At 53.9% G+C, this 20024-nt stretch carries 18 protein-coding genes and 1 pseudogene; 10 read left to right on the forward strand and 9 right to left on the reverse strand.

Going from position 1 to position 20024, the window contains the following annotated elements; genetic code table 11:
• The first annotated feature begins 156 nt into the window (after positions 1–156).
• Positions 157–267 (forward strand): small membrane protein YoaI, encoded by a 111-nt coding sequence (yoaI, locus tag ACSZPU_RS13605; protein WP_498999586.1) that lies wholly within the window; start codon positions 157–159, stop codon positions 265–267.
• Positions 268–281: 14 nt separating this feature from the next.
• On the opposite strand, the gene ACSZPU_RS13610 is transcribed toward yoaI, so the two are convergent.
• The 3 genes from ACSZPU_RS13610 to yeaG all read right to left on the reverse strand — a co-directional run bounded on the left by ACSZPU_RS13610 (position 282) and on the right by yeaG (position 4460).
• Positions 282–782 carry a YbaK/prolyl-tRNA synthetase associated domain-containing protein gene (locus tag ACSZPU_RS13610; RefSeq protein ID WP_498999588.1) on the reverse strand — a complete coding sequence of 167 codons (501 nt, stop codon included), beginning with the start codon at positions 780–782 and terminating at the stop codon, positions 282–284.
• 310 nt (positions 783–1092) lie between these two features.
• The gene (locus ACSZPU_RS13615; protein WP_498999590.1) at positions 1093–2376 is read right to left on the reverse strand and encodes a YeaH/YhbH family protein; all 1284 of its coding nucleotides are present in this window, start codon (positions 2374–2376) and stop codon (positions 1093–1095) included.
• A gap of 149 nt (positions 2377–2525) precedes the next feature.
• Positions 2526–4460, reverse strand: a complete 1935-nt coding sequence (yeaG, locus tag ACSZPU_RS13620; RefSeq protein WP_498999593.1) for a protein kinase YeaG — start codon at positions 4458–4460, stop codon at positions 2526–2528.
• A 434-nt stretch (positions 4461–4894) separates the two neighbouring features.
• On the opposite strand from yeaG, the gene ACSZPU_RS13625 reads away from it, so the two are divergent.
• Both ACSZPU_RS13625 and ACSZPU_RS13630 read left to right on the forward strand, forming a co-directional pair.
• Entirely contained in the window at positions 4895–5641 is a 747-nt protein-coding gene (locus tag ACSZPU_RS13625) for a MipA/OmpV family protein (protein WP_498999595.1), read from the forward strand.
• A 91-nt stretch (positions 5642–5732) separates the two neighbouring features.
• The gene (locus tag ACSZPU_RS13630) at positions 5733–6590 is read left to right on the forward strand and encodes an aldo/keto reductase (RefSeq protein WP_498999598.1); all 858 of its coding nucleotides are present in this window, start codon (positions 5733–5735) and stop codon (positions 6588–6590) included.
• Positions 6591–6635: 45 nt separating this feature from the next.
• Here ACSZPU_RS13630 and ACSZPU_RS13635 read toward each other — a convergent pair whose 3' ends face one another.
• On the reverse strand, positions 6636–7520 hold the full coding sequence (locus tag ACSZPU_RS13635; RefSeq protein ID WP_498999600.1) for a D-hexose-6-phosphate mutarotase: 885 nt from the start codon (positions 7518–7520) through the stop codon (positions 6636–6638).
• An 81-nt stretch (positions 7521–7601) separates the two neighbouring features.
• Positions 7602–8597, reverse strand: coding sequence for a glyceraldehyde-3-phosphate dehydrogenase (gene gapA / locus ACSZPU_RS13640; RefSeq protein WP_039058166.1), 996 nt, complete (start codon positions 8595–8597; stop codon positions 7602–7604).
• 342 nt (positions 8598–8939) lie between these two features.
• Here gapA and msrB point away from each other — a divergent pair, with 342 nt between their 5' ends.
• The 3 genes and pseudogenes from msrB to ACSZPU_RS13655 all read left to right on the forward strand — a co-directional run.
• The gene (gene msrB, locus ACSZPU_RS13645) at positions 8940–9353 is read left to right on the forward strand and encodes a peptide-methionine (R)-S-oxide reductase MsrB (protein WP_071195407.1); all 414 of its coding nucleotides are present in this window, start codon (positions 8940–8942) and stop codon (positions 9351–9353) included.
• Between the two features lie 40 nt (positions 9354–9393).
• Positions 9394–9672, forward strand: a complete 279-nt coding sequence (locus ACSZPU_RS13650) for a YeaC family protein (RefSeq protein ID WP_498999605.1) — start codon at positions 9394–9396, stop codon at positions 9670–9672.
• 263 nt (positions 9673–9935) lie between these two features.
• Positions 9936–10533 (forward strand): annotated as a pseudogene (locus tag ACSZPU_RS13655) (MFS transporter); the annotation flags it as partial.
• A gap of 34 nt (positions 10534–10567) precedes the next feature.
• Here the strand turns inward: ACSZPU_RS13655 and pncA are convergent.
• The 3 genes from pncA to sppA form a co-directional block, all read right to left on the reverse strand.
• Positions 10568–11209, reverse strand: a complete 642-nt coding sequence (pncA, locus tag ACSZPU_RS13660) for a bifunctional nicotinamidase/pyrazinamidase (protein WP_498999607.1) — start codon at positions 11207–11209, stop codon at positions 10568–10570.
• 10 nt (positions 11210–11219) lie between these two features.
• Entirely contained in the window at positions 11220–12236 is a 1017-nt protein-coding gene (ansA, locus tag ACSZPU_RS13665; protein ID WP_498999609.1) for an asparaginase, read from the reverse strand.
• Positions 12237–12365: 129 nt separating this feature from the next.
• A complete protein-coding gene (sppA, locus tag ACSZPU_RS13670) occupies positions 12366–14219 on the reverse strand; it encodes a signal peptide peptidase SppA (protein ID WP_498999611.1) in 1854 nt (617 codons plus the stop codon).
• Between the two features lie 163 nt (positions 14220–14382).
• Here sppA and ACSZPU_RS13675 point away from each other — a divergent pair, with 163 nt between their 5' ends.
• The 4 genes from ACSZPU_RS13675 (at position 14383) to ACSZPU_RS13690 (ending at position 18406) form a co-directional block, all read left to right on the forward strand.
• Complete coding sequence (locus tag ACSZPU_RS13675) at positions 14383–14934, forward strand: NAD(P)H nitroreductase (protein WP_498999613.1); 552 nt, start codon at positions 14383–14385, stop codon at positions 14932–14934.
• A gap of 116 nt (positions 14935–15050) precedes the next feature.
• Positions 15051–16094, forward strand: coding sequence for a selenide, water dikinase SelD (selD, locus tag ACSZPU_RS13680; protein ID WP_498999616.1), 1044 nt, complete (start codon positions 15051–15053; stop codon positions 16092–16094).
• A 4-nt stretch (positions 16095–16098) separates the two neighbouring features.
• Positions 16099–18042, forward strand: coding sequence for a DNA topoisomerase III (locus ACSZPU_RS13685; protein WP_498999623.1), 1944 nt, complete (start codon positions 16099–16101; stop codon positions 18040–18042).
• Between the two features lie 193 nt (positions 18043–18235).
• Positions 18236–18406, forward strand: coding sequence for a hypothetical protein (locus ACSZPU_RS13690; RefSeq protein WP_498999619.1), 171 nt, complete (start codon positions 18236–18238; stop codon positions 18404–18406).
• A gap of 87 nt (positions 18407–18493) precedes the next feature.
• Here ACSZPU_RS13690 and gdhA read toward each other — a convergent pair whose 3' ends face one another.
• Entirely contained in the window at positions 18494–19837 is a 1344-nt protein-coding gene (gdhA, locus tag ACSZPU_RS13695) for an NADP-specific glutamate dehydrogenase (RefSeq protein WP_498999621.1), read from the reverse strand.
• Positions 19838–20024: the final 187 nt, after the last annotated feature.

Consider the following 20024-nt stretch of genomic DNA (forward strand, 5'->3'; position numbering starts at 1 on the left):
CTTATCGGTAGTTAACCCTTCCTCCTACACTCTCCACAATCATGTCCGAGCGTTGCACTTATTATCTGAATTCGCTAACAACCCGAAAATGTCATCAAATTGTCACCCGCTGACATTAAGAATAGGGCAACTGGGCAAAAAACAGGCAGGCTGCAAATGAACGACCCCATGCTGACCAATGTGTTTATCATCACGTCGCCATTCATCGCGATTATGGTGGTGCTGGTGGTTTCTGTACTGACGCTGGAAAGAGCGGGCTGGCCTTAGAACCAGCCTGAGCGTTAAGCCTCGCGGCGGAAATCAACCAGTTCCGGGCGGGCAATGCGTAAGTAATCTTGTGTGTTGAGGATAATCGATTTTTCGAGCAGACCGGCATTGAAAGCAATATCTTCATAGCGGTCAAACAGCAGTGGATCTGCCACCAGTTTTAGCGACGGATGAAAGCTGAACGGCGGGATTGCGCCGAAGACGCAGGCTGTCAAATCATCCACTTCCACCGGGCTTGCTAGTGACGCCTTACTGGCGCCAAAGTACCCCGCGAGTCGTGATAAATCCGCCTGTTGATCGGCGGCCAGAATCGCCAGCACGTGCATCTTCACGCCGTTGCCTTTGATTTTACACACTAGCGCTTTTGCTCCCTGACCGAGCGCGGTTCCGCGAATCTCGCTGACTGCTTCACATTTGCCGGAGGCTTCGTGTTCAACCAGACGATAACGCGCCTGGTGCTGCTCCAGCGTTTCAAGAAGATAGTGGTGGATATTTCGACTGGCAATTTCGGACATTGTCCCTCCGGATCGGTGAAAAGCACCCGCTAAGAATAATCTACCCTCCGGAAGATGAAAATAAAAAAGCCGCCCAAAAAAATGGCGGCTTCAAAGTACAAGCACTACAACAACGCTTTTATGTGTACTGTTTAAAAAAAAACCGACGTTCAAAAGGAACGAAGGAATAATCGAGTTTGTCTGGGGAGTAATATGCCATGTTTGCGCTGAGGCAAGGGGTCAAATAGCTGCATTTTTGTACCGCAATTTGCGCGTTTGCCTGCCGAAGGGTAAAAAAAGCCAGCGCACGGGGCGCCGGCATTCAGCGTGGTTAGCTGTTTGAGGTGGCACTCTGCTTGTGGAACAGCTCGCGGAATACCGGGTAGATATCTTCCTGATCGCGGATATGCTGGATAGCGAAGTTATCAAACATGGTCTGCAGATGTTCATACTCGCGCCATAGCGTCTGGTGTGCGCGGCGTGTTATCTCGATATAGCTGTAGTAACGCACTACTGGCAGGATTTTCTTCGCCAGAATTTCATGACACAGCGGTGAGTCATCGGCCCAGTTATCGCCATCCGAAGCCTGTGCAGCGTAGATATTCCACTGCGCCGGGTCATAACGTTCTTTGATCACTTCATCCATCAGTTTCAACGCGCTGGAGACAATCGTACCGCCAGTCTCCTGCGAGTAGAAAAACTCATGCTCGTCGACTTCTTTCGCCTGGGTATGATGGCGAATATAGACCACTTCAACGTTTTTATAGGTTCTGCTCAGGAACAGATAGAGCAGGATATAAAAGCGTTTTGCCATATCCTTCGTCGACTGATCCATGGAACCGGAAACGTCCATCAGACAGAACATCACGGCCTGGCTGGAAGGTTCCGGGCGTTTCTCATAATTTTTGTAGCGTAAATCGAAGGTGTCGATAAACGGCACGCGTTCGATTTTCGTGCGCAGCTCGGCAATTTCCTTGCGCAGACGTTCCTCTTCCAGCAGTTGGGCCGGTTCGCTTTTGGCGACAATGTCCAGACTGCTTTCCAGTTCACGTAGCTGACGACGCTTGCCTGCTGTCATCGCGGTACGGCGCGCCAGCGAGTTCTGGAGCGAACGTACGACGCTGATATTGGCGGGAACACCGTTGGCCGTGTAGCCGGCGCGGTGGGTCTTAAATTCATTGAGCTGACGCTGCTGGTTCTTTTTCAGGTTTGGCAGCGCCAAATCTTCGAACAGCAGATCGAGATATTCGTCTTTTGAAATCTGGAAAACGAATTCATCCTGGCCTTCACCGTCAGCGCTGGCTTCGCCCTGACCGCTGCCACCACCGCCACCGCCGCCCTGGGGACGTTCGATACGGTCGTTTTGCACAAAATGATCGTTGCCTGGATGCACACGATGGCGCAGGCCGCCACGTCCCTGATGAAACATCGGTTCGCTGATGTCCTCGTGCGGGATGGAGACGGATTCGCCATTTTCCACGTCGGTGACCGATCGTTTATTGATGGCCTCGGAGATCGACTGTTTTATTTGCGCTTTATAACGGCGTAAAAATCGCTGGCGGTTAACCGTGCTCTTGTTTTTACCGTTAAGTCTTCGGTCAATGAACCAGGTCATATACCCCTCCCGTAATTTGCCTTCCTCATTCAAGCGACAGGTTCGTTGGCTTTCCGCGTTCACTCCGGTCACTTACTTCTGTAATCTCCCGGAGATTCGCTGCGTTGCCGCCTTACTGTCACTCGAATGAGTTTGGCAAATATTTATTATCAGGACGATTTACGTACACGCAGATACCATTCGCACAGCAGGCGAACCTGTTTGCGGGTGTACCCTTTCTCCATCATGCGATCGACAAAGTCATCGTGTTTTTTCTGCTCGTCGGTTGAGGTTTTGGCGTTAAACGAAATAACAGGCAGCAGCTCTTCGGTGTTCGAGAACATTTTTTTCTCGATAACCGTGCGCAGTTTTTCGTAGCTGGTCCAGTTCGGGTTACGGCCGCTGTTGTTTGCGCGGGCACGGAGCACGAAGTTGACTATCTCGTTACGGAAATCTTTCGGGTTACTGATCCCGGCCGGTTTCTCAATTTTTTCCAGTTCCGCATTCAGTGATTCACGGTCAAACAGCTGGCCGGTATCCGGGTCGCGGTATTCCTGATCCTGAATCCAGAAATCGGCGTACGTAACATAGCGATCGAAAATGTTCTGTCCGTACTCAGAATAGGATTCCAGGTAGGCGGTCTGGATCTCTTTGCCAATAAATTCGGCATATTTCGGGATCAGGTAGCCTTTGAGGAATTCGAGATAACGCTCTGCCAGCTCTTGCGGGAACTGCTCACGTTCGATCTGCTGTTCCAGCACGTAGAAGAGGTGAACCGGGTTGGCCGCCACTTCAACATGGTCGAAGTTAAATACTCGTGAGAGGATCTTAAAGGCGAAACGCGTCGATAGACCGTTCATCCCTTCATCTACCCCGGCGTAGTCGCGATACTCCTGGTAGGACTTCGCTTTCGGGTCCGTATCTTTCAGGCTTTCACCGTCGTAGACGCGCATTTTCGAGTAGACGCTGGAGTTTTCTGGCTCTTTCAGGCGCGACAGAATCGAGAAGCGGGCCAGGGTTTCCAGCGTACCGGGAGCGCACGGCGCATGGGTCAACTCACTGTGGTTAAGCAGTTTCTCGTAAATCTTGATCTCTTCGGAGATCCGCAGGCAATAAGGCACTTTGACGATATAGACACGGTCAAGGAACGCCTCATTGTTTTTGTTATTACGGAAAGTGACCCACTCCGATTCGTTCGAGTGCGCAAGGATAATACCGTTAAAGGGCAGGGCGGAAATCCCCTCGGTCCCGTTGTAGTTACCTTCCTGTGTGGCGGTCAGCAGCGGGTGCAGCACTTTAATCGGCGCTTTAAACATCTCGACGAATTCCATGATGCCCTGGTTGGCACGGCACAGCGCGCCGGAGTAGCCGTAGGCATCAGGATCGTTTTGCGCGTGGTTTTCCAGTTTGCGGATATCCACTTTACCCACCAGCGCCGAGATGTCCTGGTTGTTCTCATCGCCCGGCTCTGTTTTGGCGATAGCGATTTGTTCAAGGATGGATGGCCAGACTTTGACCACGCGGAATTTGGTGATGTCGCCGCCAAAATCGTGCAGGCGTTTGGCTGCCCACGGCGACATGATGGTGCCGAGATAGCGACGCGGTACGCCATATTCTTTTTCCAGAATCTGCGCGTCTTCCTGCGGGTTAAACAGGCACAGCGGGTGATCGTTCACCGGGCTGCGTTCGCCGTTGGCACTCAGCACGTAAATCGGTACGCGCTGCATTAAGGATTTCAGGCGTTCGGCGAGCGAGGATTTACCGCCACCGACCGGGCCGAGCAGATAAAGGATCTGTTTCTTCTCTTCCAGTCCCTGGGCAGCGTGTTTGAGATAAGAAACAATTTGCTCGATGGCCTCTTCCATACCATAGAACTCCTCAAACGCCGGGTAGCGTCCGATGACCCGGTTAGAAAAGAGACGGGAAAGCCGTGGCTCTAAAGCAGTGTCCACCATCACTGGCTCACCAATGGCCATCAGTAGTCTTTCAGCTGCGTTAGCATAGGCACTGCGATCTTGCTTACAGGTGGCAAGAAACTCCTGCAGTGTGAACTCTTCGTCCTTGGCAGCTTCATAGCGCTGGCGGTAGTGATCGAATATATTCATGGCATGCCGTCCTTTCGTTTTTTAGCACAGGTAAAGAGCCGTTCATATGAATAGTAGAGGCTCCTGGAAGCGTTAACTGAACGACGCTAAGAGTCATACAGCAACCCTTATGCCAGGTTGCATGTTATTAACAAAAGGCGGGTTCGTTAAATCGTCTTCTTAAATTAAGCTTAGATGGCATTTGCAAAACTTGCATGCCGCCTAAAACTAATTTCAATGACATATCAATAACTCATCCATAAATGCTTTCTTTTGTGATAAGCCTTCCACTGTGAAATCACAGCCGCTTCACAAAACAGTCAGCCCCCTGTCATATAAAGACCGCAGGCTATAGGGTTTAGTTTTGTAATGATTAGGTAAAAACATTTTGGGATGACTCTCCTAGACGGTTAAACTTCACTCCGCCGATTATTGACTAGAGGAATAAATGGACTGTGATGAAATTCAAACTCCTGGCACTGGGCGTGCTGATCGCTTCTTCTACCTTCGCGGCAAACGCGGAGAGCACGTTTTCACTGGGCGCTGGTGTCGGCGTGGTGGAAACACCCTATAAACAGTATGACAAGAAAGTTAACCCGGTACCGGTCATTACCTGGGAAAGCGACAGTTTCTGGTTTCGTGGGCTAGGCGGTGGCTATTACCTGTGGAATGACGACGCCGACCAGCTTTCCGTCATGGCCTATTACTCCCCATGGCACTTCAAACCGGGCGACAGCGATAGCAGCCAGCTGCGCCAGCTGAATAAACGTAAATCCACGATGATGGCGGGCTTGTCCTACGTCCACAATACGCAGTACGGTTTCCTGCGTACCTCGCTTGCGGGTGATGCGCTGGACAACAGCAACGGTATTGTCTGGGATCTGGCATGGCTGTACCGCTATAACGCCGGTGCGCTGACGGTGACGCCGGGTATCGGTGTCGAGTGGAACAGTGAGAATCAGAACGAGTACTACTATGGTGTGTCCCGTTCTGAATCGCGTCGCAGCGGGCTGGACAGCTACGATCCAAGCGATAGCTGGAACCCGTACCTGGAACTGACGGTGAGCTATCGTCTGACCGACAACCTGAGCGTGTACGGCACGGGCCGCTACACGCATTTGTCTGATGAAATCAAAGACAGCCCGATGGTGGATAAATCCTGGGCTGGCTTGTTATCCACAGGGGTAACGTACCGTTTCTGATTGTGCGTTTTTATAGTGCAATCTGTGCATCAAAACAGGGCCTTTGGCCCTGTTTTGCTTTACGGTGGTGCGTCTAGCGCAGGAGGATGATATGGCAGAGAAAAATGTGGTGTTTGCAGGTGAAGTGACACTGCCTGCTCTGGGTCAGGGTACCTGGTACATGGGGGAGAATGACCGTCAGCGCAGTAAAGAGGTGGATGCACTACGGGCGGGCATTGATGCCGGACTCAAGCTTATCGATACCGCAGAAATGTACGCGGACGGTGGGGCAGAAGAGGTGGTCGGTGAGGCGCTGCAGGGCGGATTACGTGACAACATCTATCTGGTGTCGAAAGTGTATCCGTGGAACGCGGGCGGTAAAAAGGCGATTGCGGCCTGTGAAGCGAGCCTGCGCCGTCTGAAAACCGATTATCTGGATCTCTATCTGCTGCACTGGCGTGGCAATTTCTCGCTGGCCGAAACGGTAGATGTGATGGAGACCCTGATTGAACAGGGCAAAATCCGCCGCTGGGGCGTATCGAATCTCGACTATGCCGATATGCAAGAACTGTGGCGCGTGCAGGGTGGCAAGGCCTGCGTCACCGATCAGGTGCTTTATCACCTGGGGTCACGCGGTATCGAATATGATTTACTGCCCTGGTGTCAGGAACAACAGATGCCGGTGATGGCCTATTGCCCTCTGGCACAGGCTGGTCGCCTGCGGGACGGATTGATGAATAACAGCGTGGTGGCCGATATTGCCCGCGCCCACAACGCGACGGCGGCACAAATTCTGCTGGCGTGGGTCATCAGCCATAAGGGCGTGATTGCCATTCCGAAAGCCGCCAGCGTGGGGCACGCGCAGGAAAATGCCGCGGCGCTGAATATCACGCTGACCACAGACGATCTGGCGCGCCTGGATAAAGCGTTCCCGGCACCGGGCCGCAAAATACCGCTGGACGTGGTGTAATTAAGGAAAAGGTCTCTCTCCCGTACGGGGAGAGAGACTGACGTATTAGCGTTTGATGACGCGAATCGTCTGAGACAGGCGAGACGGTTTTTCTTCGGTGGTTTTCTGCGGCGCGGTCGCGCAGGCAGATTCAACACAAACAAAGGTTTTGTAACCATCATCCGGCATGTCGGTCATGCTGGCGGAGAGCGCCGGGCCTGGGTTCCATGCCACAACGTTGGTGTGGTGGTGATGAATCACCTCAATCGCGCGATTTAGTGCACTGTCGTGGATCACGCTGCAGGCTTCCGGGTTCAGGTAAACGCGGTCGGTACGATCCGGGAAGGTCTGCACGCCATCGGTCAGTGCGTCTTCTTGCGCGTTGTTCACTTTATCAATGAAACGATCGCCCAGACCGCTCACTTTCACTGCAGCGATATCGCCGACGTTGAAATAGGTATGCAGTGCGGAGGTGGTTTCGAAATCGCCATGTGCTTCCAGCTCGATTTCGCAGGTTTTACCCAGCTTGTAGCGGGCGAACAGGGTGAAATCATGCGGCCAGTATTGGCGGGACGCTTCGCTGCTGTGCAGTTCAAATGTCAGCACAACGCCATTGTCGTCTTCATTATGGGCTTTCAGCGTCCAGACCAGGTTACGGGCGAAACCGTGAGCAGGCAAACCCTGCTGCGCCGCCGGGCCAAACCATGGCCAGCAGATCGGTACGCCGCCACGCAGCGCAACGCCATTTTTGAACGGGGTGTTGCCGCTCAGCCACAGCGCTTCTTCTTCGCCCTGTGGTTTCCAGGAGAGCAGGTGTGCGCCCTGTAAGGCAAAAGACGCTTTAACCTGCGGATGATCGATAACGATAACGTCCAGTTCGTCCATCAGGCGGCGAGAGAGGGTAGGGGTAATTTGTTCGACAACCGGGAGAGCAAAAATTGTGTTTATCATGGTGCAATCCTTCGTTAGCGTGACACTAAAACAAAAAAAGGCGACCGAAGTCGCCTTTATAGATCAGGTTCTCATCTCAATTTATTTGGAGATGTGAGCGATCAGGTCCAGAACTTTGTTGGAGTAACCGGTTTCGTTGTCGTACCAGGATACCAGTTTCACGAAGTTGTCGTTCAGTGCGATACCAGCTTTAGCATCGAACACAGAAGTGCAAATTTCGCCGTTGAAATCGGTAGATACAACATCATCTTCGGTGTAACCCAGAACGCCTTTCATTGCGCCTTCAGAAGCCGCTTTGATTGCTTTCTTGATTTCTTCGTAAGACGCTGCTTTTTCCAGACGAACGGTCAGGTCAACAACAGATACGTTCGGAGTCGGAACGCGGAACGCCATACCAGTCAGTTTGCCATTCAGTTCTGGCAGTACTTTACCTACAGCTTTAGCAGCACCGGTAGAGGACGGGATGATGTTCTGAGCTGCGCCACGGCCACCGCGCCAGTCTTTGTGAGACGGACCATCAACGGTTTTCTGAGTAGCGGTAGTTGCGTGAACGGTGGTCATCAGACCTTCAACGATACCGAAGTTGTCGTTGATAACTTTTGCCAGCGGTGCCAGGCAGTTGGTGGTGCAAGATGCGTTGGAAACGATGTCCTGGCCAGCATAAGTTTCGAAGTTAGCGCCACGAACGAACATCGGGGTGTTGTCTTTGGAAGGACCAGTCAGAACAACTTTTTTCGCACCAGCGGTGATGTGTTTACGCGCGGTTTCGTCGGTCAGGAAGATACCGGTAGCTTCTGCTACTACGTCAACGCCGATTTCGTTCCATTTCAGGTTAGCCGGATCTTTTTCAGCAGTAACACGGATGGTTTTGCCGTTAACAACCAGATGGCCGTCTTTGACTTCTACGGTACCGTTGAAACGGCCGTGAGTTGAGTCATATTTCAGCATGTAAGCCATGTATTCTGCGTCTAACAGATCGTTGATACCAACGATTTCGATGTCAGAACGTTCCTGAGCAGCACGGAAAACAATGCGACCGATACGGCCAAAACCGTTGATACCTACTTTGATAGTCATATATTCCACCAGCTATTTGTTAGTGAATAAAAGGTTGGCTGTAAAATTACAAAAACCTTACGCAGCGTCAAGCGGAATCGTGTCAATCATTGCGACAAATCAATCCTCCGCATAACCTTTGTTCGACTGACTCGTCTCACTCTTCCTATGAGCACGCTCCCTGTATGGGGACGCCGCCCCGAATTTTAAAGGTCATGCAGGATAAAAATGTGAATCCGATCACAATTAACCGCCCGGGAATTCGCAGCAAGTAAGTTTAGAACAAAAGTTATCACTTCATTGTTAATGTTTTGTTAGAATCGGAGTGAAGTTGTACGAATTCTTACCGCGAGATGTGAGCCTATGACGACGAAATCCTCCCAGGATGACCTGAAAAAAAATCTGACAGAAATGCAGTTCTACGTGACACAAGATCACGGCACCGAACCGCCATTCACCGGTCGTCTTTTACACAACAAACGTGAAGGCGTGTATCACTGCCTGGTGTGTGATGCGCCGCTGTTTCATTCGCAAACCAAATATGACTCCGGCTGCGGCTGGCCGAGCTTTTTTGAGCCGGTGAGTGAAGAGTCTATTCGTTACATAAATGATTACTCGCACGGGATGCAGCGTGTGGAAATTCGTTGCGGAAATTGTGACGCGCATCTGGGACATGTTTTCCCGGATGGTCCACAACCAACCGGCGAACGTTACTGCGTGAATTCTGCCTCTTTGAGTTTTACCGACGATGAAAACGGCGATCGGACTCAGGGGTGAGGAATCGATTCAGCTATTATTCCGTTGGAGTTAATTTACCATGGATTTTGAACAAGTCATTAACAGCATGACGCCGGACATCTATCAACGTCTGGTTACCGCTGTCGAACTGGGTAAGTGGCCGGATGGCGTTGCGCTGACGCCGGAACAAAAAGAGAACAGCCTGCAACTGGTGATGCTATGGCAGGCCCGCCATAATACCGACACGCAGCATATGACCATCGATACTCAGGGCCAGATGGTGATGAAGAGTAAGCAGCAGCTGAAAGAAGACTTTGGCATTGCGGCAAAACCGATTGCCACCCTGAAACTGCAATAACTCCCCTGATAAGCGGCGAGGCCACAGCGCTTCGCCCGCATTTCTGTCGTTCCTGCATTATTCCTTTTTTGACGTTTCCTCCCTTGTGACGGGTTGCTTCCAAAAATCTGTTTTTCCCACACATTAACCTGTTTTTATTAACTTGGTGATTTTATTGGGTTTTGTCGATTTTGTGTGCCCGCATTTGTGATCAATGTTGTTAAATGCAGAATAAAATCTTTGTTTAACAGATTCGAGGTTGACTTCAAAGCAGTTTCTGGTAACTCTTTCGCGGCTATATGCTGCGCAGAACGCTGGTGGCGATAACGGTGCTGGTGGCGATGAATATCTCGCTGTATACCATTACCGTGTGGATCCCCACGATATTCGTCAACTCGGGGATTGATGTCACCAAATCTATCCTGATGACCGCCATTATTATGCTTGGCGCGCCCGTGGGGATATTTATTGCCGCATTGATTATCGATAAATTTCCGCGCCGCTGGTTTGGTTCCGTTCTGCTGCTGATTGTGGCGGTGCTGGGCTATTACTATTCGCAGCAAAAAGAGGAGTGGGCCATTTTATCCCTCGGCGTGGTGCTCATTTTCTTCCTCTACATGTATGTCTGCTTCGCCTCAGCGGTGTATGTCCCTGAATTATGGCCGACCCATTTGCGTCTGCGGGGATCCGGCTTTGTGAACGCGATGGGCGCATCGTTGCTGTTTTCACACCCTATGGCGTGGCGGCATTATTGACCCACTACGGCACATACGCGGTCTTTTCGGTGCTGGGGGGATGCTGGTGTGCTGCTCGCTGATCCTATTTCTGTTTGGGATTGAAACGCGGATGGTATCGCTGGAAGAGATTTCGGGGCTGTCGTAAAAGTGTCGTCCGGCTCGCGGGCCGGACGACAGCATCAGGCCTGGGTTTCCTGCCAGTCTGCCAGCGTATGGAGCGTCGCCCCTTCGGCGGCCACCTCCATAAAGGCGTGCGCGCTATCCTGCGCATTGATGTTCACGCCGCGACAGCCGTCGGTAATCACATTGACGCGGTAGCCCAGTTTCAGCGCATCCAGCACGGTGAATTTCACGCAATAGTCGGTGGCGAGCCCCATGATGGTTAGCTCGGCAATATCATGCTGACGCAGCCAGTCATCAAGCCCGGTTTTCTGCCGGTGCCCGTTATCAAAAAAGCCGCTGTAGCTGTCGATTGCCGGGTTTTGACCTTTATGAAACACCGCGTCGATCGCTGAGGTTTTCAACAAGGGATGCAACGCCGCGCCTTCGCTGTGCTGGACGCAATGATCCGGCCAGAAGGTTTGATCCAGACCATCGAGCTTACCTTGTGAAAACGGAGCAGCCTGATGCTGACTGGCAAAGCTGCCGTGGTTAGCCGGATGCCAGTCCTGCGTTGCTAACACCGGTTCGCCGTGAGCCTGGCACCAGTCAATGAGCGCATTCGCCACATCTACGGTACTGTCACCTTCGGCCACTGCCAGCGCGCCGCCTGCGCAGAAATCATTTTGCAGGTCGACCAGGAGTAAAGCGCGTTGTTTCATCGGGGTATCCTTATTCGTCAGCCGTTAACTCACCGCGCAGGTTCCGGGTCATGGCGCTGCGAATCGCCGCCGCGTCCAGATCCTGGCTCAACAGATAATGCAGTTTCGTCAGCGTAGCTTCGACCGTCATATCCGCACCGCCAATCACGCCCGCGTGTGCCAGTGCGTTGCCGGTGGCGTAACCGCCCATGTTGACCTTACCCGACATACACTGCGTGAGGTTTACCACTACGATGCCGCGTGCGCTGGCTTCCTGCAACTCTTTAAGGAACTCGCCGTTCTGCGGCGCATTGCCCACGCCGTAAGAGCGCAAGATCAGGGCTTTTACCGGCTGGCGTAGGAAGTTTCGTACCACGTCTGCCGAAATGCCCGGATAAATCGTTACCACGCCAATCGGCTGCGGAGTGATCGGGTGGACGACCAGCTCACCGGTACCGTGCGGCGCAGGCGGCGTATTGAGGCGGCGAATATGAATTCCCGCTTCCAGCAGCGGCGCCAGGTTCGGCGAAGCAAAGGCATCAAAACCGTCCGCGTGCGCCTTGGTCGTACGGTTACCGCGATAGAGACGGTTGTTAAAGAACAGCGTCACTTCGTTAATAGGGAAGTTAGCCGCCACGTACAGCGAGTTGAGCAAATTGATTTGCCCGTCGGAACGCAGCTCCGCCAGCGGGATTTGCGAGCCCGTCACGATGACCGGTTTACTCAGGTTTTCCAGCATAAACGACAGGGCCGAGGCGGTGTACGCCATGGTGTCAGTGCCGTGCAGGATCACGAAGCCATCGTAATCGTCGTAATGGGCTTTGATATCGTCAGCAATATGCTGCCAGTCTTCCGGTGTCATATCCGAGGAATCCATCAACGGATCATATTCGTGAATAGTGAAGTCAGGCATTTCCGGGCGATGGAATTCGGGCATCAACGCCAACTGGCGTTGCAGGTGGCCGGAGACGGGAACATAGCCGTGCTCGGAGCGTTGCATACCGATGGTACCGCCGGTGTAGGCAACATAAATCGATTTTTTTTGCATGAGAGAAGACGTGTTATCACAGAGTGGGGGGAGTATATACGCAGTGAATGAATGATGCAGCGAAAGCGCAAAGAAAAGGCGGAGGCAGCGTTATGCTGGCCTCCGCCTGAATATGAAACGTTCAGTTTGTTAGCGAATGTTGGCGCAGGTCAGACAAAACGCATAACGGTTTTGCGGATCGTTAAATGCCGCCAGTTTGTCCGTCTCGGCTTTGACCTGTACCGCCGCATTGGCCAGCGGTGCAGGCAGGTAAGCCTGTAACGCCTGCGGCAGCATAGCGCGGACAGAACCGGACATGCTGTCCATCACGCGGTCAAAGAATGACGGCTCATCCTGATACCAGTCGACATGCCACTGTTTGAGTTTCGCCAGCTCTGCCGCTTTGGTCAGCGCATCATCGAAATCACCCAGTCCATCGACCAGACCATTAGCTTTCGCATCCTGCCCGGTCCAGACGTGGCCCTGGGCGATTTTATCAATCTGCTCCGGGGTGCTGTTACGCGACTGGGCGACCAGGGTGATAAAGCGTTTGTAGCCATTCTCGATACTGAGCTGCATCATCTGCTGAACTTCTGGTGGCAGCGCTTTGGTCATGCTGACATCCGCCAGCGGTGACGTGGCCACGCCGTCGGTATGCACGCCAATGCTGTCGAGGCTGTTTTCCAGCGTATTAATGACGCCGAAAATACCAATCGAACCGGTCAGGGTGCTGGCATTCGCCACGATGTAGTTCGCCGGCGTGGAAATCCAGTAACCACCGGATGCCGCCATACCACCCATCGAGACCACAACCGGTTTGCCTGCCGCACGGGCTGCCGCCAGTTCAGCACGAATCACTTCCGAGGCGCTTACGCTGCCGCCAGGGCTGTTAACGCGCAGGACAATGGCTTTGACTTTCGGATCCAGTCGCGCGTCGCGGATCTGCGAAGCGGTGGTGTCGCCGCCCACGTTTCCCGGGGTTTCGTTACCGTCCATGATCGCGCCATTCGCAAAGACCACGGTAACGGTATCGCCAATCTCGCTCGGTTTTTTCAACTGATAGTCGTAATAGCTGATGGCACGGAAGTTTTTGTCTTTGTCATCCCAGCCAAACTGTTTGGTCAGCGCTTTTTCCGCATCGGCACTGGAACCCAGTACGTCGACCAGTTTGTTATCCAGCGCATACTGGGCCGTATCGCCATCGACTTTACGCAGTCCGTCGAGCACGCCTTGCGCACCCGGGAAGATCTGCTGTGCGGTAACCTGGCGGTTGGCGGCGATGGTATTAAGGTAATTTTGCCAAAGTTCGCCAACCCAACGGCTGTCGGCATCACGCGCGGCAGGGGACATATCGTCACGGATAAACGGCTCAACGGCGGATTTGTAGGTCCCGACGCGGAACACATGGGTGCTCACTTTCAGCTTGTCGAGCAGGGATTTGTAATACAGACCGTTGGTGGCGAAGCCATGCAGGTCAACCCCCCCTTGCGGAGAGAGCCATATTTTATTGGCGAAGCTCGCAAGATAGTACTGACCCTGGCTGTAGTTATCGCCCACCGCATAGACCGGTTTACCGCTGTCGCGGAACTCGCGTAGCGCCTTACCGATATACTGCATCGATGGCTGATCCGCCCCGGCGAAGTTTTTCAAATCCAGCACAATCCCGGTGATATTCCGGTCTGTCTGCGCCTGACGAATGGTATCGACGATGTCGAACAGCGAGTTTTCCTGCAGGCGGCCGGAGCTTGCGCCAAAGAACTGGCGGCCCAGCGCCCCCAGTCGGTTGCTGGCGGACGGTTTGTCGACCACCACACCGGTGATGTCCATTAACAACGCGCCCCGGCTGGCATGTTCCGTTTTGCTGTCGCTAAACTGCATCCACAGACCAACGCCAACCAGCACCAACAAAATAAAGAATAAGTTGAGCACCAGATTGCGGATAAAGTTCAGCAATCGCCATGTCCACTTGAAAAAACCGGCAATAAAGTGCCAAAGGGTTCGCATGTATTCTCCCTGGTTAGTAACGTTTGCCGCTGCCCTGAGCGGCAAGTGTTGGTTATCCTAATTAGCCTGGCGTCTGTTGTCAGCAGGAATCGCTGCCAGCGCTGTAACAAAATCTACGCACGTGTTAATTTTAGGAACAAATTTCAATACAGGAGTTTAACTAATGGATGCACTTGAACTGCTCGTCAACCGTCGTAGCGCTTCCCGGTTGGCTGAACCGGCACCGACAGGCGAACAACTGGACAATATCCTGCGTGCGGGGATGCGTGCGCCGGACCATGGCACGCTGCAACCGTGGCAATTCTTCATTATTAAAGGCGAAGGCCTCGCGCGCTTTGGCAAGACCCTGGAGCAGGGTGCGGTCAGCGCCGGGCTAGATGAAAAGGCAATCGAAAAAGCACGCACTTCACCCACCCGCGCGCCAATGATTATCGCCGTGGTGGCAAAATGTGAAGAAAACCCGAAAGTGCCAGTATGGGAGCAACTGCTCTCGGCAGGCTGCGCTGTGATGGCAATGCAGATGGCGGCAGTGGCGCAGGGGTTCAACGGGATCTGGCGTACCGGTCCGTTGACCGACAGCCCGGTTGTCCGCGACGCACTCAACTGCCGCGCGCAGGATCAGGTGGTCGGTTTCTTGTACCTTGGCACCCCGCAACTCAAAGCCTCTACGACCATTAGCGCACCGGATACCGCGCCCTTCGTCCGTTATTTCTGATACGTGTCGGTAAAACTGTCTGGATTGTGAGCGAACTGCCGCAATTCGGACAGTCACGCTTATCATGCAACGTTTTGGGCGTTACCATAGCCGGATTGTCCTGACAGGAGTTGTCCATGAACGAACAAGGTATTCGTCTGACGCAATACAGCCACGGAGCGGGTTGTGGTTGTAAAATTTCCCCCAAAGTGCTCGATACGATCCTGCATAGCGAGCAAGCGAAGTTTATCGACCCGAACCTGCTTGTGGGGAATGAAACCCGCGATGACGCGGCGGTCTACGATCTTGGCAACGGCACCAGCGTTATCAGTACAACCGACTTTTTCATGCCGATTGTCGACAACCCTTTCGACTTTGGCCGCATCGCTGCCACCAATGCCATCAGCGACATTTTTGCCATGGGCGGCAAGCCGATCATGGCGATCGCAATTTTAGGCTGGCCAATTAATAAACTGGCGCCAGAGATTGCCCGTGAAGTGGTGGAAGGTGGCCGACATGCCTGCCGTCTGGCGGGGATTGCGCTGGCGGGCGGGCATTCCATTGACGCGCCGGAGCCTATTTTTGGCCTGGCGGTGACGGGCGTGGTGCCGACCGAACGCATCAAGAAAAACAGTACCGCGCAGGTGGGCTGTCGTCTGTTCCTCACCAAGCCGCTGGGCATTGGTGTGCTGACGACAGCAGAGAAAAAAGCGCTGTTAAAACCGGAACATGTTGGGCTGGCAACAGACGTGATGTGCCAGATGAACCTGGCGGGTGCCGCGTTTGCGGGTATCAGCGGCGTGAAGGCGATGACCGATGTCACCGGTTTTGGTCTGCTGGGCCACCTGAGCGAAATGTGCCAGGGTGCGGGCGTGCAGGCGCAAATCTGGTATAAGGATGTGCCGAAATTACCGGGTGTTGAAGAGTACATTGCGCTTGGCGCAGTCCCCGGCGGCACCCAGCGTAACTTCGCCAGTTATGGTCATTTAATGGGCGAGATGCCGGATGCGGTGCGCGATTTACTCTGCGACCCGCAAACGTCTGGTGGCCTGTTACTGGCGGTGAGCGCCGAGGCCGAAGGCGACGTGTACGCGACGGCGGCGGAATATGGCATTACCCTTGCGGCGGTGGGCGAGCTGGTTAGCGCACGCGCAGGGCGTCCGATGATTGAGATCCGTTAAGCCAATGCGGTTGTTTATTGCCGAAAAACCCAGTCTGGGCCGCGCCATTGCCGATGTGCTCCCTAAGCCACATCGCAAAGGCGACGGCTACATTGAATGTGGTAATGGTCAGGTGGTGACCTGGTGTATCGGTCACCTGCTGGAGCAGGCGCAGCCGGATGTCTACGACAGCCGCTATGCGCGCTGGAACCTGGCGGACCTGCCCATCGTGCCCGAAAAATGGCGGCTGCAGCCGCGTCCTTCCGTCACAAAGCAGATTAATGTGATCAAGCGGTTGCTCGGCGAGGCGACGGAAGTCGTGCACGCAGGTGACCCGGACAGAGAAGGGCAATTGCTGGTCGATGAAGTGCTCGATTACCTCGAACTGCCAGCGCAAAAGCGTCAGCAGGTTCAGCGCTGCCTGATTAACGATCTTAACCCTCAGGCGGTGGAGCGGGCGATTTCTCGTCTGCGCGCCAACAGCGAGTTTATTCCGCTGTGCGTCTCGGCGCTGGCCCGTGCACGTGCCGACTGGCTGTATGGCATTAACATGACCCGTGCCTATACCTTGCTCGGGCGCAACGCTGGCTATCAGGGTGTACTTTCCGTTGGCCGCGTACAAACGCCGGTTCTTGGGCTGGTGGTGCGCCGCGATGAAGAGATCGAGAACTTCGTGTCAAAGGATTTCTTCGAAGTGAAGGCGCATATTCTGACCCCCGCCGGGGAGCGCTTTACCGCCCTGTGGCAGCCGAGCGATGCCTGCGAACCTTATCAGGACGAAGAAGGGCGGTTACTGCATCGCCCGCTCGCCGATCACGTGGTGGCGCGTATTACCGGGCAACCGGCGAACGTTACCGCCTACAACGATAAACGTGACTCGGAACCCGCGCCGTTACCTTTCTCGCTTTCAGCGCTGCAAATCGAAGCCGCGAAACGCTATGGCATGAGCGCGCAGAACGCGCTCGATATCTGCCAGAAGCTGTATGAAACCCACAAGCTGATCACCTATCCGCGTTCGGACTGCCGCTACTTGCCGGAAGAGCATTATGCCGGGCGCCATGCGGTGATGAACGCGATTGGGGCGCACGCGCCGGATCTTCTGCCGCAGCCAGTGGTGAATCCGGATTTGCGTAACCGCTGCTGGGATGACAAAAAGGTGGACGCCCACCATGCCATCATTCCCACCGCGCGCAGTTCAAAGGTGAACCTGAGCGAAGGGGAAGCCAATGTTTACAACCTGGTGGCACGCCAGTATTTGATGCAGTTCTGCCCTGACGCGGTGTTCCGCAAATGTCAGATCGATCAGGATATCGCCAACGGCAAGTTTATCGCCAAGGCGCGTTTCCTTGCAGAAGCGGGCTGGCGTACGCTGCTGGGTGCGAAAGAGCGCGACGAAGAGAACGACGGTACACCGTTGCCGGTAGTGGCGAAAGGCGACGAACTGCTGTGTGAAAAAGGCGAAGTGGTGGAGCGTCAAACCCAGCCACCGCGCCATTTCACCGATGCGACGCTGCTGTCGGCGATGACCGGTATCGCCCGTTTTGTGCAGGATAAAGAGCTGAAAAAGATCCTGCGTGCGACGGATGGTCTGGGTACTGAGGCAACCCGCGCCGGGATCATCGAACTGCTGTTTAAGCGCGGTTTCCTGAATAAGAAAGGGCGCTATATTCTGTCGACCGACGCCGGACGGGCGCTGATTCATTCCCTGCCGGAAATGGCCGCCAGGCCGGATATGACCGCACACTGGGAATCGGTGCTGACGCAAATCAGTGAGAAGGAGTGCCGCTATCAGGACTTTATGCAGCCGCTGGTGGGTACGCTGCATGACTTGATTCACCAGGCGCGCAATACGCCCGTACAGCGCTTTCGGGGCATCACCGCGCCGGCTGGCGAGAAGAAAAAAGGCTCGGGGAAACGGCCAGCGCGAAAACCGCGCGCAGACGACCCGACATCACCAACTGCTGTTTGAATCACGGTCGCAACCACGACACCAGCAAATGCATAAGAAGAGGGGAGGTCACGGGGGATTCACCGTGATTTTGCCCAAAGATGACGTTAACTTGCACAATTCGCCAAAAGACGTGATGTTGTCGTCTTCCTGTCACAGCTAAACGGGATTATTATGCGCGCGAACACAGACCATTGAGTAGCAGGACTGGAAAATGAGCGAGCAAAAATCAGTAGAAAATAGCGAAGTACGTATCCCCGCCACTGTGCGCAACGCGCATTCCGATCGCAATGAAAAAATGTTCAATGAGCTCACCGCTGATGAGCAGATCGCGATCATTCTTAAACGTCACAGGGAAATTGTCTCATCGCTGGTGGTGAACTGAACGCCTGATGAGATTGCCCGGCGGCTTTGCGCTTACCGGGCACGGAAATGAAAGCCGGGCTGACGCAGCGCCGCCCGGCACAATTACTTAGATAAGCCCCTGACCGATCATCGCATCCGCCACTTTCACGAAGCCCGCAATATTCGCGCCACGCACATAGTAAGTCTGCTTAGCCTCACCGCCGTATTCCACACAGGCCTGGTGGATATCCAGCATGATGTGGTGCAGACGCGCATCGACTTTTTCTGCTTTCCAGCCAAGACGCGCGGCGTTCTGCGCCATTTCCAGACCTGAGGTTGCCACACCGCCGGCGTTCGCCGCTTTGCCCGGTGCAAACAGAACGTTCGCTTCCAGGAACAGATCCGTTGCCGCAATGGTGGTTGGCATGTTGGCGCCTTCTGCGACCGCTTTCACGCCGTTGGCGATAAGCGTACGCGCGGCATCAACGTCCAGTTCGTTCTGAGTCGCGCATGGCAGAGCGACATCAACCGGTACTGACCACGGCTGCTGGCCTTCGAGATACTGCAGGCCGAACTCACGGGCATAATCCGCAACGCGGCCGTGTTCACGCTCTTTGATCTCAATCAGACGCGCCAGTTTTTCAGTGGTGAAACCGGCCTCATCGACCACGGTCCCGTTGGAGTCGGACGCGGTAATGACACGCGCGCCAAAGGCCATCGCTTTTTCGATAGCATACTGCGCCACGTTACCGGAGCCAGAAACCGCTACACGCAGACCTTCCAGACCCATACCGTGGCGTTTGAGCATCGCTTCGGTGAAGTACACCAGGCCATAACCAGTGGCTTCCGGGCGAATCAGGCTGCCGCCGAAGGAGAGACCCTTGCCGGTGAACACGCAGGCGTTGTTGTTGGAGAGCTTTTTCATCATCCCGGCCATAAAGCCGACTTCACGCGCACCAACGCCCATATCGCCTGCTGGCACATCGGTATCCGGCCCCAGGTGACGATACAGCTCGGTCATCAGTGACTGGCAGAAACGCATCACTTCCGCGTCGCTTTTGCCTTTCGGATCGAAATCGCTGCCGCCTTTACCGCCGCCCATTGGCAGAGTGGTAAGCGCGTTTTTGAAAGTCTGTTCGAAACCGAGGAATTTCAGGATCGACAAGTTCACGGACGGATGGAAACGCATGCCGCCTTTGTACGGGCCGATGGCTGAGCTGAACTGCACGCGCCATGCACGGTTAACCTGCACCTGGTTTTTGTCGTCTACCCATACCACGCGGAACTGAATCACGCGCTCCGGCTCAACCAGTCTTTCCAGCAGGGATAACTGACGATAGCGAGGGTTTTGTTCGAGAAAAGGCCACAGAGTGGTCATGACTTCACGGACGGCCTGTGCGAATTCGGTTTGATGCGGATCGCGCTTTTGAACGTGGGAAAGAAACGATTCAAGAGAGCATGTCTGGTCCATAGATATAAGAGCCTCTTATGTTGTTAGTTAAATTTTATGGTTGTTGTGAGCTAAAAATTCAGCGGTTTTCGACTATAACATCTGCAATATGACGTAAAACAAGCAAAAATTGTTAGATAGTGTCGTCACAAGATTTTAGCCCAGAGAGCGATGCATCTGATCTGGACGGCAGCGAGAAATGAGGCCG

It is taken from the genome of Phytobacter sp. V69, from assembly GCF_965644215.1.
Lineage (GTDB): Bacteria > Pseudomonadota > Gammaproteobacteria > Enterobacterales > Enterobacteriaceae > Phytobacter.

What these genes read in the sequence shown, in the direction of transcription:
- yoaI (WP_498999586.1), top strand. Translation starts at nt 157, where the DNA reads ATGAACGACCCCATGCTGACCAATGTGTTTATCATCACGTCGCCATTC.
- ACSZPU_RS13610 (WP_498999588.1), bottom strand. Translation starts at nt 782, where the DNA reads ATGTCCGAAATTGCCAGTCGAAATATCCACCACTATCTTCTTGAAACG.
- ACSZPU_RS13615 (WP_498999590.1), bottom strand. Translation starts at nt 2,376, where the DNA reads ATGACCTGGTTCATTGACCGAAGACTTAACGGTAAAAACAAGAGCACG.
- yeaG (WP_498999593.1), bottom strand. Translation starts at nt 4,460, where the DNA reads ATGAATATATTCGATCACTACCGCCAGCGCTATGAAGCTGCCAAGGAC.
- ACSZPU_RS13630 (WP_498999598.1), top strand. Translation starts at nt 5,733, where the DNA reads ATGGCAGAGAAAAATGTGGTGTTTGCAGGTGAAGTGACACTGCCTGCT.
- ACSZPU_RS13635 (WP_498999600.1), bottom strand. Translation starts at nt 7,520, where the DNA reads ATGATAAACACAATTTTTGCTCTCCCGGTTGTCGAACAAATTACCCCT.
- gapA (WP_039058166.1), bottom strand. Translation starts at nt 8,597, where the DNA reads ATGACTATCAAAGTAGGTATCAACGGTTTTGGCCGTATCGGTCGCATT.
- msrB (WP_071195407.1), top strand. Translation starts at nt 8,940, where the DNA reads ATGACGACGAAATCCTCCCAGGATGACCTGAAAAAAAATCTGACAGAA.
- ACSZPU_RS13650 (WP_498999605.1), top strand. Translation starts at nt 9,394, where the DNA reads ATGGATTTTGAACAAGTCATTAACAGCATGACGCCGGACATCTATCAA.
- pncA (WP_498999607.1), bottom strand. Translation starts at nt 11,209, where the DNA reads ATGAAACAACGCGCTTTACTCCTGGTCGACCTGCAAAATGATTTCTGC.
- ansA (WP_498999609.1), bottom strand. Translation starts at nt 12,236, where the DNA reads ATGCAAAAAAAATCGATTTATGTTGCCTACACCGGCGGTACCATCGGT.
- sppA (WP_498999611.1), bottom strand. Translation starts at nt 14,219, where the DNA reads ATGCGAACCCTTTGGCACTTTATTGCCGGTTTTTTCAAGTGGACATGG.
- ACSZPU_RS13675 (WP_498999613.1), top strand. Translation starts at nt 14,383, where the DNA reads ATGGATGCACTTGAACTGCTCGTCAACCGTCGTAGCGCTTCCCGGTTG.
- selD (WP_498999616.1), top strand. Translation starts at nt 15,051, where the DNA reads ATGAACGAACAAGGTATTCGTCTGACGCAATACAGCCACGGAGCGGGT.
- ACSZPU_RS13685 (WP_498999623.1), top strand. Translation starts at nt 16,099, where the DNA reads ATGCGGTTGTTTATTGCCGAAAAACCCAGTCTGGGCCGCGCCATTGCC.
- ACSZPU_RS13690 (WP_498999619.1), top strand. Translation starts at nt 18,236, where the DNA reads ATGAGCGAGCAAAAATCAGTAGAAAATAGCGAAGTACGTATCCCCGCC.
- gdhA (WP_498999621.1), bottom strand. Translation starts at nt 19,837, where the DNA reads ATGGACCAGACATGCTCTCTTGAATCGTTTCTTTCCCACGTTCAAAAG.